This window comes from Comamonas odontotermitis, from assembly GCF_020080045.1.
Lineage (GTDB): Bacteria > Pseudomonadota > Gammaproteobacteria > Burkholderiales > Burkholderiaceae_C > Comamonas > Comamonas odontotermitis.
Genome location: NZ_CP083451.1, coordinates 4,248,972 through 4,262,315 on the forward strand (window position 1 = coordinate 4,248,972; position 13,344 = coordinate 4,262,315).

Annotated in this window: 11 protein-coding genes; 4 read left to right on the top strand and 7 right to left on the bottom strand. The window is 62.7% G+C overall.

The genetic code is table 11. The annotated features are described in order from the left end of the window. Window positions 1–11: 11 nt before the first annotated feature. From secD to LAD35_RS19500, 3 genes are all read right to left on the bottom strand, one after another. Window positions 12–1,904: a protein translocase subunit SecD gene (secD, locus tag LAD35_RS19490; RefSeq protein ID WP_224150582.1), complete on the bottom strand. Its 1,893-nt coding sequence runs from the start codon at window positions 1,902–1,904 to the stop codon at window positions 12–14. A 68-nt stretch (window positions 1,905–1,972) separates the two neighbouring features. Beyond that, window positions 1,973–2,305, bottom strand: coding sequence for a preprotein translocase subunit YajC (gene yajC / locus LAD35_RS19495; protein WP_224150583.1), 333 nt, complete (start codon window positions 2,303–2,305; stop codon window positions 1,973–1,975). Window positions 2,306–2,617: 312 nt separating this feature from the next. Continuing rightward, on the bottom strand, window positions 2,618–6,214 hold the full coding sequence (locus tag LAD35_RS19500) for an indolepyruvate ferredoxin oxidoreductase family protein (RefSeq protein WP_224150584.1): 3,597 nt from the start codon (window positions 6,212–6,214) through the stop codon (window positions 2,618–2,620). A 213-nt stretch (window positions 6,215–6,427) separates the two neighbouring features. Between LAD35_RS19500 and LAD35_RS19505 the strand changes: the two genes are divergently transcribed. Both LAD35_RS19505 and LAD35_RS19510 read left to right on the top strand, forming a co-directional pair. Beyond that, a complete protein-coding gene (locus LAD35_RS19505; RefSeq protein ID WP_224150585.1) occupies window positions 6,428–6,937 on the top strand; it encodes an Lrp/AsnC family transcriptional regulator in 510 nt (169 codons plus the stop codon). Window positions 6,938–7,042: 105 nt separating this feature from the next. Beyond that, a complete protein-coding gene (locus tag LAD35_RS19510) occupies window positions 7,043–7,441 on the top strand; it encodes a DUF4124 domain-containing protein (RefSeq protein WP_224150586.1) in 399 nt (132 codons plus the stop codon). Window positions 7,442–7,557: 116 nt separating this feature from the next. On the opposite strand, the gene mltA is transcribed toward LAD35_RS19510, so the two are convergent. Continuing rightward, window positions 7,558–8,763: a murein transglycosylase A gene (gene mltA / locus LAD35_RS19515; RefSeq protein WP_224150587.1), complete on the bottom strand. Its 1,206-nt coding sequence runs from the start codon at window positions 8,761–8,763 to the stop codon at window positions 7,558–7,560. Between mltA and LAD35_RS19520 the strand changes: the two genes are divergently transcribed. Further along, window positions 8,684–8,851: a hypothetical protein gene (locus tag LAD35_RS19520; protein WP_224152870.1), complete on the top strand. Its 168-nt coding sequence runs from the start codon at window positions 8,684–8,686 to the stop codon at window positions 8,849–8,851. The two genes, mltA and LAD35_RS19520, sit on opposite strands and share 80 nt — an antisense overlap. Window positions 8,852–9,015: 164 nt before the next feature. Continuing rightward, entirely contained in the window at window positions 9,016–9,660 is a 645-nt protein-coding gene (locus tag LAD35_RS19525) for an OmpA family protein (protein ID WP_224150588.1), read from the top strand. A 107-nt stretch (window positions 9,661–9,767) separates the two neighbouring features. Here the strand turns inward: LAD35_RS19525 and LAD35_RS19530 are convergent, their stop codons facing one another. The 3 genes from LAD35_RS19530 to LAD35_RS19540 are packed head-to-tail and all read right to left on the bottom strand — an operon-like array spanning window position 9,768 to window position 13,261. Continuing rightward, the gene (locus tag LAD35_RS19530; RefSeq protein WP_224150589.1) at window positions 9,768–10,397 is read right to left on the bottom strand and encodes a response regulator transcription factor; all 630 of its coding nucleotides are present in this window, start codon (window positions 10,395–10,397) and stop codon (window positions 9,768–9,770) included. Between the two features lie 6 nt (window positions 10,398–10,403). Then, window positions 10,404–12,452, bottom strand: a complete 2,049-nt coding sequence (locus LAD35_RS19535) for a two-component system sensor histidine kinase NtrB (RefSeq protein ID WP_224150590.1) — start codon at window positions 12,450–12,452, stop codon at window positions 10,404–10,406. Then, a complete protein-coding gene (locus tag LAD35_RS19540; protein WP_224150591.1) occupies window positions 12,446–13,261 on the bottom strand; it encodes a carbon-nitrogen hydrolase family protein in 816 nt (271 codons plus the stop codon). Before LAD35_RS19540 ends, LAD35_RS19535 begins: the two co-directional genes overlap by 7 nt. Between the last annotated feature and the right edge of the window lie 83 nt (window positions 13,262–13,344).

Genomic DNA, 13,344 nt, shown 5'->3' on the forward strand with positions numbered 1-13,344 from the left:
TTTCTTCCTCCTTATCGCTTCATCGAGGCCACGGAACGGAGGTCCTCACCTTCGGGCTTCCACACCTGGCCGATAGCCACACTCTTGAGCTTCTTGCGAGAGCCGTACCAGAGATTGACAAGGCCGCGCGAGAAGAATACTGCAGAGAACATGCTGGTCAGGATACCGATGCAGTGCACCACGGCAAAGCCGCGCACCGGACCAGAGCCGAACGCCAAGAGCGCCAGGCCCACGATCAAGGTCGTCACGTTCGAGTCCAAAATGGTGTGCCATGCGTGCTCGTAGCCGGCATGGATGGCCGATTGCGGCGACGCACCTGCGCGCAACTCTTCTCGAACGCGCTCATTGATCAGCACGTTCGAGTCAATCGCCACGCCAATGGCCAGGGCCATGGCGGCGATACCTGGCAGGGTGAGCGTTGCCTGCAGCATCGACAGGATCGCCATCAGCAGCAGCAGGTTCACTACCAACGCGATGCTGGAGATCACGCCGAACACCATGTAGTACAGGCACATGAAGATGGCGATGGCCACAAAACCACCCACCACGCTCTTGATACCTGCTTCGACGTTTTCCTTGCCCATGCTCGGGCCGATGGTGTATTCCTCAATGATTTCCATCGGTGCTGCCAGCGAGCCAGCGCGCAGCAGCAGCGAAGTGTCGCTGGCTTCCTTGGTCGTCATCCGGCCCGAGATCTGCACGCGGCCGCCACTGATTTCAGAGCGGATCACCGGAGCAGTCACCACCTGGCCCTTGCCCTTCTCAAACAGCAGGATGGCCATGCGCTTGCCGATGTTCTCGTGGGTCACGTCCTTGAAAATCGTTGCGCCCTTGCCGTCCAACGTCAGATTCACCGTGGCTTCATGCGTCTGGCTGTCAAAGCCTGGCTGGGCATCGTTCAGGTTTTCACCGGTCAGGATGACCTGCTTCTTCACCACGATCGGCTGGCCGTTGGGGTCGTTGTATTTTTCGGAGCCAAAAGGCACGGGGCCTGAGCCCATTTCGGCCGAGCGCGCTTCCGAGCTCTCATCCACCATGCGCACTTCCAAGGTCGCCGTACGGCCCAGAATGTCCTTGGCCTGTGCAGGGTCCTGCACGCCGGGCAATTGCACGACGATGCGGTCCGATCCTTGCTGCTGGATCACCGGCTCGGCAACACCGAGTTCATTGATACGGTTGTGCAGGGTTGTGATGTTCTGCTTGAGCGCCTGCTCCTGAACGCTGCGCAGCGATTCGGGCTTGATGCTGGCGCGCACCGTATATGTGCCGCCAGCATTGTTCACGCTGGCCTGCAGATCAGGCATGGTGTCGGCAATCAGGTTGCGCACGGTGGTCGCAGTCGCCTCGTCCTGCAGGCGCACTTCCAGCGACTGGCCTTCGCGGTTCACGCCGCCATGGCGAATCTTCTTGTCGCGCAGTGCCAGACGAACATCGCTGGTCAAAGTCTCGATGCGCTTGGTCACAGCTGCCTGCATGTCCACCTGCAAGGTGAAGTGCACGCCGCCACGCAAATCCAGGCCCAGGTACATGGGCTTGGCATGCAGCGCCGTCAGCCATGCGGGCGAGCGCGAAATCAGGTTCAGCGCCACCACATAGGCAGGATCGGAAGCATCGGGAATCAGAGCCTTCTCCAGCACACCCTTGGCCTTGAGTTGCTCGTCTTCCTTGTCAAAGCGGGCGCGGATCGATCCGCCATCCAGCACGATCGACAGCGGCTTCACCTCTGCATCGGCCAGCAGCGACTCCACCCGCTTTTCGAGCGCCGCATCCACGGGCACCGTGGCCTTGACCGAGGCGACCTGCACGGCAGGCGCCTCACCAAAAAAATTCGGCAGGGTATAAATAATCCCCACCAGAAGCGCGATCACAATGATCGCGTACTTCCAGACCGGATAACGGTTCATGATCGCGCTTTAACCTTACACAAAATACAAGGCGCAGCCATGCTGCGCCACATCTGTTCTCTCGAAGATTACTTCAGGGTCCCTTTGGGGAGCACCTGAACAACCGCGCTGCGCTGCAATTGCACCACCACGCCTTCGGCCAGTTCCAGCTGCACAAACTGCTCGTTCAGGCCCGCCACACGGCCTACGAGGCCACCGGAGCTGACGATCTCGTCGCCCTTGGCCAGTGCTTCGATCATGGCGCGGTGCTCTTTCTGGCGCTTCATCTGAGGACGGATCATCAGGAAATAGAGCACCACGAACATCAGCACCAAAGGCAGCATGCTGGTCAGGGTGGAGGTCATGCCACCCGAAGCAGCGGCAGCCGGGGCAGTCTGGGCAAAAGCGGAAGAGATAAACAAATGAAGCTCCAAACGTAGATGCAGGCGCCTGTCTCGGCAGCCCAAAGATAGGCATTGTATGCGTGCGCTTTCCTCACGGTGGTGGCAATACCTGCATCTGGGGCGGTTTTTCCCCTGTTTTTCATGGAATTAAGCAGGTTTTGTGCCACCCGGCTATCCAAGGGAGGCGAATGCCTGTAGGGCGTTTATCGTCTCCATTCCCTGCATGCCATGCGCAGCCATTCATCGAGATTGACAAATTTGTCATTCATCGGAAGCCCCTCGACGAAAAAGGCTGCCCGAGGCAGCCTTTCATTACCAACACTTGCGGCATCAGACTTGGGCCGGTTGCCGGGCATCGCTGCCAGCCGTCTGGGCTGCTGCCGCCGGATTGCGCCAGCGCTGCAGCAGTTGCTGCCACTTGGCACGGGCGGCCACCAGATGGCGCTCCTTCACATGGCCGTAACCGCGAATGTCTTCGGGGATGCTGGCGATCTCTACTGCCAGTGCCAGGTTCTGGGCATTGAGGCCACGCAGCATCTCTTCCACACAGTCGCGGTACTCCTGAATCAGGGCCCGCTCCATGTGGCGCTCCTCGGTACGGCCAAAAATATCCAGCGCGCCGCCACGCAGGCCCTTGAGGCCGGCCAGCACGCCAAAGGCCTTGCGCATCCAGGGGCCGTAAGCCTTTTTGACCAGTTCGCCCTTGTCGTTCTTCGCCGCCGTCAGCGGCGGCGCCAGATGGTGCACGATCTTGTAATCGCCTTCAAACATGCTGGCAATCTTGTCGGTGAACTCCTGGCTGGTGTGCAGGCGTGCCACCTCGTACTCATCCTTGTAAGCCATCAGCTTGAACAGGTACCGCGTGACGGCCTGCGACAGGCGCGTGCCGGTGCCCACTTGCGCTTCGGCGGCATGCACCTTGTTGACGAACGCCTGGTAATCGGCAGCGTAGGCCGCGTCCTGGTAGTCGGTCAGGAAGGCCACGCGCTTGGTCACCAGCTCTTCCAGCGATGGCTTCTTGACCAGCTGGATCACCTGTTGCGCGGCAAACATGGACTGCACCTGCGACAGATTGGCGGCACACTGGCGCCCCCATTCGAATGCCGCCTTGTTGTTGTCCACCTGCACGCCGTTCAGCTCCATGGCGCGCATCAGCGCAGCGTGCGACAAGGGCACGCGGCCCTTTTGCCAGGCGTAGCCCAGGATCAGCGGGTTGGTGTAAATACTGTCGCCCAGCGCCTGGGTGGCGATGTGCTCGGCATCGAACATGCCCACGCCGTCCTGCCCCACGGCTGCAAGAATGGCAGCCTCGCAGCTCGCCTCGGGGAACTGCCAGTTCGGGTTGTGCACAAATGCCGCCGTCGGCGTGTTGTGGGTGTTGAGCGCCACAAAGGTGCGGTTCTGCTGCATGGCAGCCAGGGTGGTCTTGGTGGCAGCCACGATCGGGTCGCAGCCAATGATCAGGTCGGCCTTGGCCGTGTCCACCTTGGTGGTGTAGATGGCGTCCGGCGAATTGGCGATCTGGATGTGGCTCCAGGTGGAGCCGCCCTTCTGGGCCAGGCCTGCCGCATCCTGTGTGACCACGCCCTTGCCTTCCAGGTGCGCAGCCATGCCCAGGAGCGATCCGATTGTGATCACCCCCGTGCCACCGACACCCGCCACCACAATGCCCCAGGCCTGCGTGGCGTTGGGCAGCAGCGGCTCGGCCAGGGGTGGGAGCTTGCTCAGGTCACCCTTCTGCTCTTTCTTGGCTTTTTTCAGCTTGCCGCCTTCGATGGTGACAAAGCTGGGGCAGAAGCCGTTGACGCAGGAGAAATCCTTGTTGCAGGTGCTCTGGTTGATCTTGCGCTTGCGGCCAAAGTCGGTCTCGACTGGCTCCACCGACAGGCAATTCGACTTGGTCGAGCAGTCGCCGCAGCCTTCGCACACCGCTTCGTTGATGACGACGGTCTTGTCCGGCGTGGCCATGGTGCCGCGTTTGCGGCGACGGCGCTTTTCGGTGGCGCAGGTCTGGTCGTAGATGATGGCCGTAGTGCCCGCAATCTCGCGGAACTCACGCTGAATGCGGTCCAGCTCATCCCTGTGGTGCACCGTCACGCCTTCGCCCAGCTTGACGCCGTCGTACTTCTGCGGCTCGTCGGTCACGATCACGAGCTTTTTCACACCCTCGGACAACAGGCTGTTCATGATCTGCAGCACCGAATGGCCTTCGGGGCGCTCGCCCACGCGCTGGCCGCCGGTCATCGCCACGGCGTCGTTGTACAGCACCTTGTACGTGATGTTCACGCCAGAGGCAATGCTCTGGCGGATGGCAAGCAGCCCGCTGTGGAAGTAGGTGCCGTCACCCAGGTTCGAGAAAATGTGCTTGTCGGTGGTGAATGGCGCCTGACCGACCCAGGTAACGCCTTCTCCGCCCATTTGCGTGAAGGTGCTGGTGTTGCGGTCAGGCATCCAGTTGACCATGTAGTGGCAGCCAATGCCAGCCACGGCGCGGCTGCCTTCAGGCACCCGGGTGCTGGTGTTGTGCGGGCAACCGCTGCAGAACCACGGCAGGCGATCGCCGCTGTCCTGCTTGAGCTCGATCAAGCCTTTTTCGCGCGCGGCAATGATTTCCAGGCGCGCATCCATGCGGCGCACGATGTCATCGGGCACGCCCAGCTTCTTGAGGCGCTTAGCGATGGCCTGCGCGATGATGGCGGGCGTCAGGTCGGCCTTGGGGCGCAGCAGCCAGTGGGCGCTCGGGTTGGGCACCGACCATTCGCCGCCGGAATTGTCACCGTCGGTCTCGTCGAACTTGCCCAACACGTTCGGGCGCACGTCGGAGCGCCAGTTGTACAGCTCTTCCTTCAACTGGTACTCGATGACCTGGCGCTTTTCCTCCACCACCAGGATTTCCTGCAGACCCATGGCGAAGTCGCGCGTGATTGAAGCCTCCAGCGGCCATACCACGTTCACCTTGTGCAGGCGGATGCCCAGTTGGCGGCAGGTGTCGTCATCGAGCCCCAGGTCGACCAGCGCCTGGCGCGTGTCGTTGAACGCCTTGCCGCTGGCAATGATGCCAAAGCGGTCCTGCCTGGTCTCGATCACGTTGTAGTTGAGCTTGTTGGCGCGGATATACGCCAGTGCGGCATACCACTTGTAGTCCATCAGGCGCGCTTCCTGCTCCAGCGGCGCATCGGGCCAGCGGATGTGCAGGCCGCCGGGCGGCATCACAAAATCATCGGGCGTGATGATGTTCACGCGGTCCGGATCGACCGAAATGCTGGACGAGGACTCGACGATCTCCTGGATCGTCTTCATGCCCGACCACACGCCTGCAAAACGGCTGAGCGCAAATGCGTGCAGCCCCATGTCCAGAATGTCCTGCACGCTGGAAGGAAAGAACACCGGCGAGCCCACGGCCTTGAAGATGTGGTCGCTCTGGTGCGCTGCGGTGGATGACTTGCTGATGTGGTCGTCTCCAGCCAGCGCAATCACGCCGCCGTGCTTGGCCGTGCCTGCCATGTTGGCATGCTTGAACACGTCCACACTGCGGTCCACGCCTGGGCCCTTGCCATACCAGATGCCAAACACGCCATCGAATTTCTTGCTCTGCGGGTACAGATCCAGCTGCTGCGTGCCCCAGACAGCCGTGGCGCCCAGCTCTTCATTCACACCGGGTTGAAACTCGATGTGGTTCTCTTTCAAATACTTCTTGGCAGCCCACAGTGCCTGGTCGTAACCACCCAGCGGAGAGCCACGGTAGCCGCTGATGAAACCGGCCGTGTTCAGGCCCTGCAGCGCATCGCGCTGGCGCTGCAGCATGGGCAGGCGCACCAGGGCCTGCACACCGCTCATGAAGGCGCGGCCATGGTCGAGCGCGTATTTGTCGTCGAGCGTGACGGTTTCCAGCGCCTTGCGAATGTGTTCTGGTAGTGAGGCGTTCATCGTCTTGTCTCCTGGGGAGATCTCCTGATATCGGCTTGTGGCTCTTCAGGTTTTTGTGGGGTGTGGATGGGGCCGGCACCAAGGCCGGCGGGTGCGGCAAAACACCGCACCTTTCTCCGCTGCAGTGTACGGGCAAGCGCGCGGATAAAGTATTCTTTTTCTTGCCGGGCCTTCCCTAGTTTTTGAAAGAATCTTGCTCTAAACTAGCCATAAATGAATCAACTCGACAAATTTGACTGGGCGATCTTGCAAGAATTGCAAAATGACGCCCGCCTCACCAACGCCGAGCTGGCCCAGCGCGTGGGTCTGTCAGCTGCGCCCTGCTGGCGCCGCGTGCGGGCGCTGGAAGAAGCTGGCTACATCACCGGCTACCACGCCACGCTCGATCGCCACAAGCTGGGCCTGGGTGTGCTGGCGTTTGTGCGAGTGGATGCGGCGCAGAACACAGCCGACATCACCCAGCGCATGGAAGAGTCGATCCGCCTGCTGCCCGAGGTGACGACCTGCCACTACATCAGCGGCGCGGGCACGTTCGAGCTGCAGGTGGTGGCCAGGGATCTGGAGAGTTTTTCCGGTTTCGTGCGCAACGTGCTGCTGCGGCTGCCGAACGTCAAGGACGTGCACACCACCTTCTCCTTAGGGGAAGTGAAGGCCAGCAGTGCGCTACCATTGCCGGTTACACCTACTAACAAAATGCTGCCTCCCCACAAGCCGGTGCGATGACACGGTGATGCATGGGCGCGGGGCACGGCCTGCCTCTGAGACTTCACTATGCAAGAAAAATCCGGGTTCCGCGCTGCTATCCAGTGCCATTCGCTATCTTTTTTGATGACTCTTGCTGGCGGCTCCGCGCTCGCCAGCGCGCACGCGGGCGCCATCTATCAATACAAGCAATCCGATGGCAAGGTGGCCTTCCAGGAAACGCCTTGCGCCACCAGCGCCACCCAGACCCAGATCAACCAGCACCAGCGGCCCGATGCGGCAACCAAGGCAACCAGGCCCGGCACCCCGCCCCAACCGGCTGCCGCCTCTAGGGCGGAGCCCGCTGCCAACCTGTGCGTACAGGCGGGCCGTGCAGTCCATGCGCGACTGCAGCAAACGCATCCGCAGGCCGCGTTCAACGCCTGCAGAAAAGAGCTGGCCGAACTCGCCACTAACATGGAATGCGTGCAGGCCTGCATGGACACCTGGGTGGCAGTGTACAAAGAGCGCCAGGCTTCGCAATAAAGCCCTCTACGCTGGCCCCATTGCCTTGACGTCCATCAGACAGGTATCAATTTCGTACCAAAACAACCTGTAACACGCAATGGATGCTTGCCACACGCTATTCATTCAATAGCAATTCAGCGCTTGGCCACTTGGCGAGGCCACAGCACCCACAGGCGCAGCGGCTGCTTGACGCGGCCGGCGAAATCACCCGCCTCGTGGCCCCAGCCCGCAAAGTAGTCCGCGCGCACCGCCCCCAGAATGGCGCTGCCCGTGTCCTGCGCCATCACCAGGCGGTTGAGTTGCACAGTCGGCCCCGTGGACGACAGCCACACCGGCGTGCCATAGGGAATGCTGGCGCGGTCCACCGCAATGGAGCGGCCCGGGGTCAGCGGCACGCCCTGCGCGCCATTGGGGCCGAATTCGGCGTCCAGTGCAGACAGCGGCTCTTCCTTGAAGAACACATAGCGCGGATTGCTCCACAGCAGCTCATTGATGCGCGCGGGGTTGGCGGCGATCCAGGCCTTGATGCCCGGCCAGGTGGCGTCGCGCACCAGGCCCTGGTCCAGCAGCCATTTGCCAATGCTCTTGTAGGGATGGTCATTGGTGGCCGCATAGGCCACGCGGATCATGCGCACCGAGCCGTCAGCCTCCTGCACCCGCACCCGACCCGAGCCCTGGATGTGCAGCATCATCGCGTCCACCGGGTCGTTTACCCAGGCGATCACCTTGTCCTGCAGCTCGGCCTGGGCCTGCGGCAGAGTATCGATCTGCTGGCGACTGAACCAGGGCTTGCGCGCACCAAGGCTGGCGGGCGCCTTGTACAGCGGGATGGAGTAGCCATTGCCCGGCTGGCGCGCGCCATCGAGCATGGGCTCGAAATAGCTGGTCAGCATGCCGTCCGGATTGCCGTCGAGCGACTCAACCCGGTAGGGCTGAAAGCGCGCCACCATCCATTCGCGCTGCTCCTGCGTGGTGGCCATGCTCATACGCCGCACTTCCGAGCAGAACTGCGCAAACGGTGCGGGCGGGCGGCCGCAGCTCTTGATCCAGGCGTTCCAGGCGTCAGCCAGGTTGTCCTGCTCCAGCCCCGGTACCGACGACCAGTGCACCGGCACCCAGCGGCTTTTGCCTTGCTGAATGGGTGCAGGCAAAGGCTCGTTCGCATCGGGCGGCGGCACCTCGATACTGCCCGAAATGGATGGCCGCGAGGTCGGCTCCTCCAGAGGGACTTTGGTGGAGCAGGCAGACAGAATTCCTACAATGGCAACCATCCACAGCGTGCGTAAGGAACGGGAACCCATGGGATTGATATTGCTGGAGGCGCTATTGGCGTTGGTCATACTGGTGGCGATCGTCTGGTGGACGATGTTTGCCGGTCGCAAAAAAGGGGAAATCGTACGCAAAGATGAGCAGCCTCCGCATGAGTAGGCTTTGGGCAGATACCCGCAAGCCGTAGGACAGTGCCGCTCGTTACCGTCGTTTTTACCATTCTTAAGCTTTGTAGCTGGCATTTGCGTGTAGGTGCGCTCACAATTTGGCTCCAAGGTGCAGGCCCGCTGGAGGCCGCGCCCAACTTGATAAGGAGTTCCACAATGAGCAAAAAAATCCTGGTCCCTGTCATTGCCAGCCTGGCGATTCTGAGCGGCTGCGCCAATATGTCGGACACCCAGCGCACCACCGCAACCGGTGCCGGCGTGGGCGCCCTGGGCGGCGCAGCCATTGGTGCCATTGCCGGCGGCCATGCAGGCAAGGGCGCCGTGATCGGCGCGGGTGTGGGTGCCTTGGGCAGCTACATCTGGTCGCAGCACATGGAAAAGCAAAAACGCGAGATGGAGCAGGCCACCCAGGGCACTGGCGTGACCGTGACGCAGACGCAGGACAACCAGCTCAAGCTCGATATCCCGAGCGATATTTCGTTCCAGACCAACCGCTCGGACATCCAGAGCAACTTCGCCCCCATCCTGGACCGCTTTGCCGAAGGCCTGCGCAACAACCAGAACGCCCAGGTACGCATCATCGGCCACACCGACAGCACTGGCAACGATGGCATCAACGACCCGCTGTCGCTCGCCCGCGCCGAGAGCACGCGCAACTACCTGACCTCGCGCGGCGTCAATGGCGGCCGCATCCAGGTGCAGGGAATGGGCTCGCGCCAGCCGATTGCGACCAACGACACCGCCGACGGCCGTGCGCGCAACCGCCGCGTCGAGATCTTTGTGGGCGAAGTGCAGCAATAAACGCTTGCTGCCGCTGTTGCTGCCCCGCAGCACTTGCGGGCCTGCCACCCAGGAGCGCCAAAGGCGCTCCTTTTTTGATGGGTGCGCCTGCCAGAGGCGCCCCGCGTTCAGGTCAGCTCGCGCAGCAGGTTGGCCAACTCCACCGCCGACTTGACCATCATCTTGTCGAACACGCGGGCGCGGTGCACCTCGACCGTGCGCACGCTGATGGCCAGTTCGTCGGCGATCAGCTTGTTGGGCAGGCCGTCGATCACCAGGCGCATCACGGCCTGCTCACGGTCCGTGAGGTCGGCCACACGTCCGCGCACCTGCTGCTGCCCGCGCAATGCCTCCAGGTGCGCGGCAGATGCGTGCAGGGCATGCTCCACACGGTCCACCAAGGCATTGTCGGAAAACGGTTTTTCGCAAAAATCAAAGGCGCCGCGCTTGACGGTGGCCACCGCCGTGGGCACATCGGCGTGGCCGGTTAGAAAGATCACCGGCATCGCGGCAACCACGCCCTGCTCCAGCAGGCGGTCGAACAGGGCCAGGCCGCTCATGCCGGGCATGCGCACATCCAGCAGCACACAGGCAGGATCCTTCTGAACCGGGCGTGCCTGCAGCATGGCTTCAAACGCCTCGGCTGACGCAAAGCCTTCGCTGAGCAGGCGGCGCGAGCGCAGCAGCCAGGCGAGCGCTTCGCGCACTTCGGCGTCGTCATCAACGATATATACGGTGGCATTCACAAGCGGTTGCATCGTCTCTCAATCATTGCGCCAGGTCGGCAAGGTAAAGCTGAATATCGTGCCCTGCGGGCTGTTGTCATGGTGCACCAGATGGCTGCCGTGCTGCTCCACCACGGTACGGCACAGGGAAAGGCCCAGGCCCATGCCCTCGTCCTTGGTGGTGAAGAACGGCGTGTACAGCTGCTGCGCCACCTCGCCGGAGATTCCCACACCCCAGTCCGTCACGGCAAACTCCACCCATGCTCGGCCAGCAGCGGCGTCGCCCTGCGCATTGGCCAGACGTACATCCATGCGCAAAAGCCGCGGCTCGCAGCCCGGCGAGTCCATGGCCTGCATGCCATTGCGGCTGAGATTGAGCAGCACCTGCTCGACCATGGTGCGGTCGCAGTACACGGCGGGGACATCCGGCGCCAGCACGGCCACCACTTCCACCTGCAGTTTACGCCCCTGCAACCGCACCAGCGGCAGCACGGCATCGAGCAGCTCCTGCGGAGGCACCAGCTCGCGCGCCTGCCCGCGGCGGCGTACAAAGTCGTGCACGCTCTTGATCACGCGGCCCGCGCGCTCGGCTTGAAAAGCCATGCGCTGCACGGCCATGCGCACATCGGGCAGATACGCCTGCAGCTCGTCTGCAGGTGCGTTCTCGGGCAGCAGATTGAGTGTGCCGGTGGCATAGCTGGATATGGCTGCCAGCGGCTGGTTCAGTTCGTGGCTCAGAAGCGACGCCATCTCTCCCACCGTGGCCAGGCGTGCCGTGGCCTGCAGCCGCTCCTGCGAAGCCCGCGAAAGCTCTTCCACCCGGCGCTGCTCGCTCATGTCGACAAAGGCGCTCATCCAGCCGGTATGCAGGCCTGCGGCATTGATCAGCGGCGCCTCGAAGATCAATACGGGAAAGCGCACGCCATCCTTGCGCATGAAGGTCGATTCATAGCCCTCGCGCGCAGGCGGCAACTGCCCCGAGAGGCGGATGCGCTGGCGCCGCGCATACTCCGGCGCCAGCTCGGGCGGCCAGTAGGGCGTGGAGCGGCTGGGGTCCAGAATCTCTTCAGCGGTAAAGCCCACCATCTCGCAAAAAGCCGGGTTCACATAGGTGGTCTTGCCCTGCAGATCGCGGGCCCGCAGCCCGGTGACGAGCGAATCTTCCATCGCCTTGCGAAAGGCGAGTGCGTCGCCCAGGTCCCGCTCGGCCTTGAGGCGTTTGCGGTTGTCGCGCACCAGCACTACCAGCACGGTCACGAGCGCGATCGACATGCCCGTCACCAGCGCCGTCAGCACATTCGGGAAGACGTTGGGCGCCGCATGCCAGCTGTCGATGCGCAGCATCAGCGTGGCCCCCGGCAGATCCAGCAGCTGGGTGGCCGTGAACACGCGCGTGCCGCGCCGAGGCGTACTCACGATCGCCAGGCGCGTGCCATCGGGCTCGGTGAACGACAGTTCGTGGTTGCGGCGAAAGTTCTCGTTCACCAGATCCGTCAGCACGTTCTGCAGGATGTACGTCACCACCACGAATCCGTGCAGGCGCTCGCCGCTCTGCACAGGCGTGCACAACTCCAGCAGCTCCAGCCCGGTGCCGTTGCCCTGCGAGAGAAAATAGCTGCCCGCATACGAAGCGCTGCCCGAACGCTGGGCGCGCATGCAGGCGGTGTTGCTCTCCGTATTGACGCCGGTGCGGTCGATGCTGGACCACTGCAGGTTCAGGTAGGGAGATTCCTCGCTCGCTTCGATCTGCATCTGCGGGTTGCGCCATTCGATATGCGCCAGATCGCGGTGGTTGCGCAGCATGTCGGCAGCCGTCAGTTGCCAGGCCATCACATCGCTGTCATAGCGCGGCATGGTACGCAGGCGGTTGACATTGCTGTTGAACGTGGTGCGAATGTCGGCCACGGCATCGGCCGCTTCGCGATCCAGCCGCTGCTGCACTTCAGAGACCTCATAGCGTCCGGCCAGCCATACCTGCATTACCAGCATGCCCGCCACCAGCAGCATCAGCAACAGCCATAGCGACCAGCGCCGCCAGCTGTAGTGCCAGCGCCGGGCCGTCCAGCGCGCCCATGCGGTCATCAGCATACGCGGTGCTGCAATGCTGGCAGTTGCGCGCGCCACTGCTGCTGCGCTGCCCAGTCGAGATCGGCCAGCACCACGCCAGCCTCACTCGCCTGCATGGCCATCACTTCGCCCCACGGATTGACGGCCATGCTGTGGCCCCAGGTGCGGCGGCCGTTGTCGTGGGCGCCACCCTGCGCGGCCGCCAGCACATAACTCAGGTTCTCAACCGCCCGGGCGCGCAGCAGCAACTCCCAGTGCGCCTGGCCTGTGGTGTAGGTGAAGGCGCTGGGTACCAGCAGCAACTGCGCGCCTGCCTGGGCATGCAGGCGGTACAGCTCCGGAAATCGCAGGTCGTAGCACACCGACAGGCCAATGCGCCAGATATGGCCATCCTGGCTTGCCAGATCAAAGAACACCGGCTCTCGCCCCGGAGCAATGACGCGGTGCTCGTCATACGCTTCGGTGGCATTGGCGTAGCAGAACAGATGCATCTTGTCGTAGCGCGCCGCGCGCTCGCCCTGCGGGCTGAACACCAGGCTGCTGTTGAACACATGCTGCGCATCCGGCCCCTGCAATGGGAGGGTACCTCCCACAATCCACACCCCCAGTTCGCGCGCGCTGTCCGCCAGGAACTGCTGCATGGGGCCGTGCCCCAGGGGTTCGGCCAGCGCCAGCTTGTCCGTGTCCTTGTGGCCCATCAGGCAGAAATACTCTGGCAGAACAGCCAACTCCGCCCCGGCGTGCGCTGCCTGCTGCAGCAGCGCCCAGGCCTGGTCGCGGTTGGCATCCCAGCGTGTGCTGGTCACCATCTGAAGGGCGGCAACTTTCATGGCGGCGGAGTGTCCAGGCAAAGGTTCAAAGAAATCTGCGAAATGCCTTGATTATCCGCGCGAGTGCTCAGAACGTGTTTACG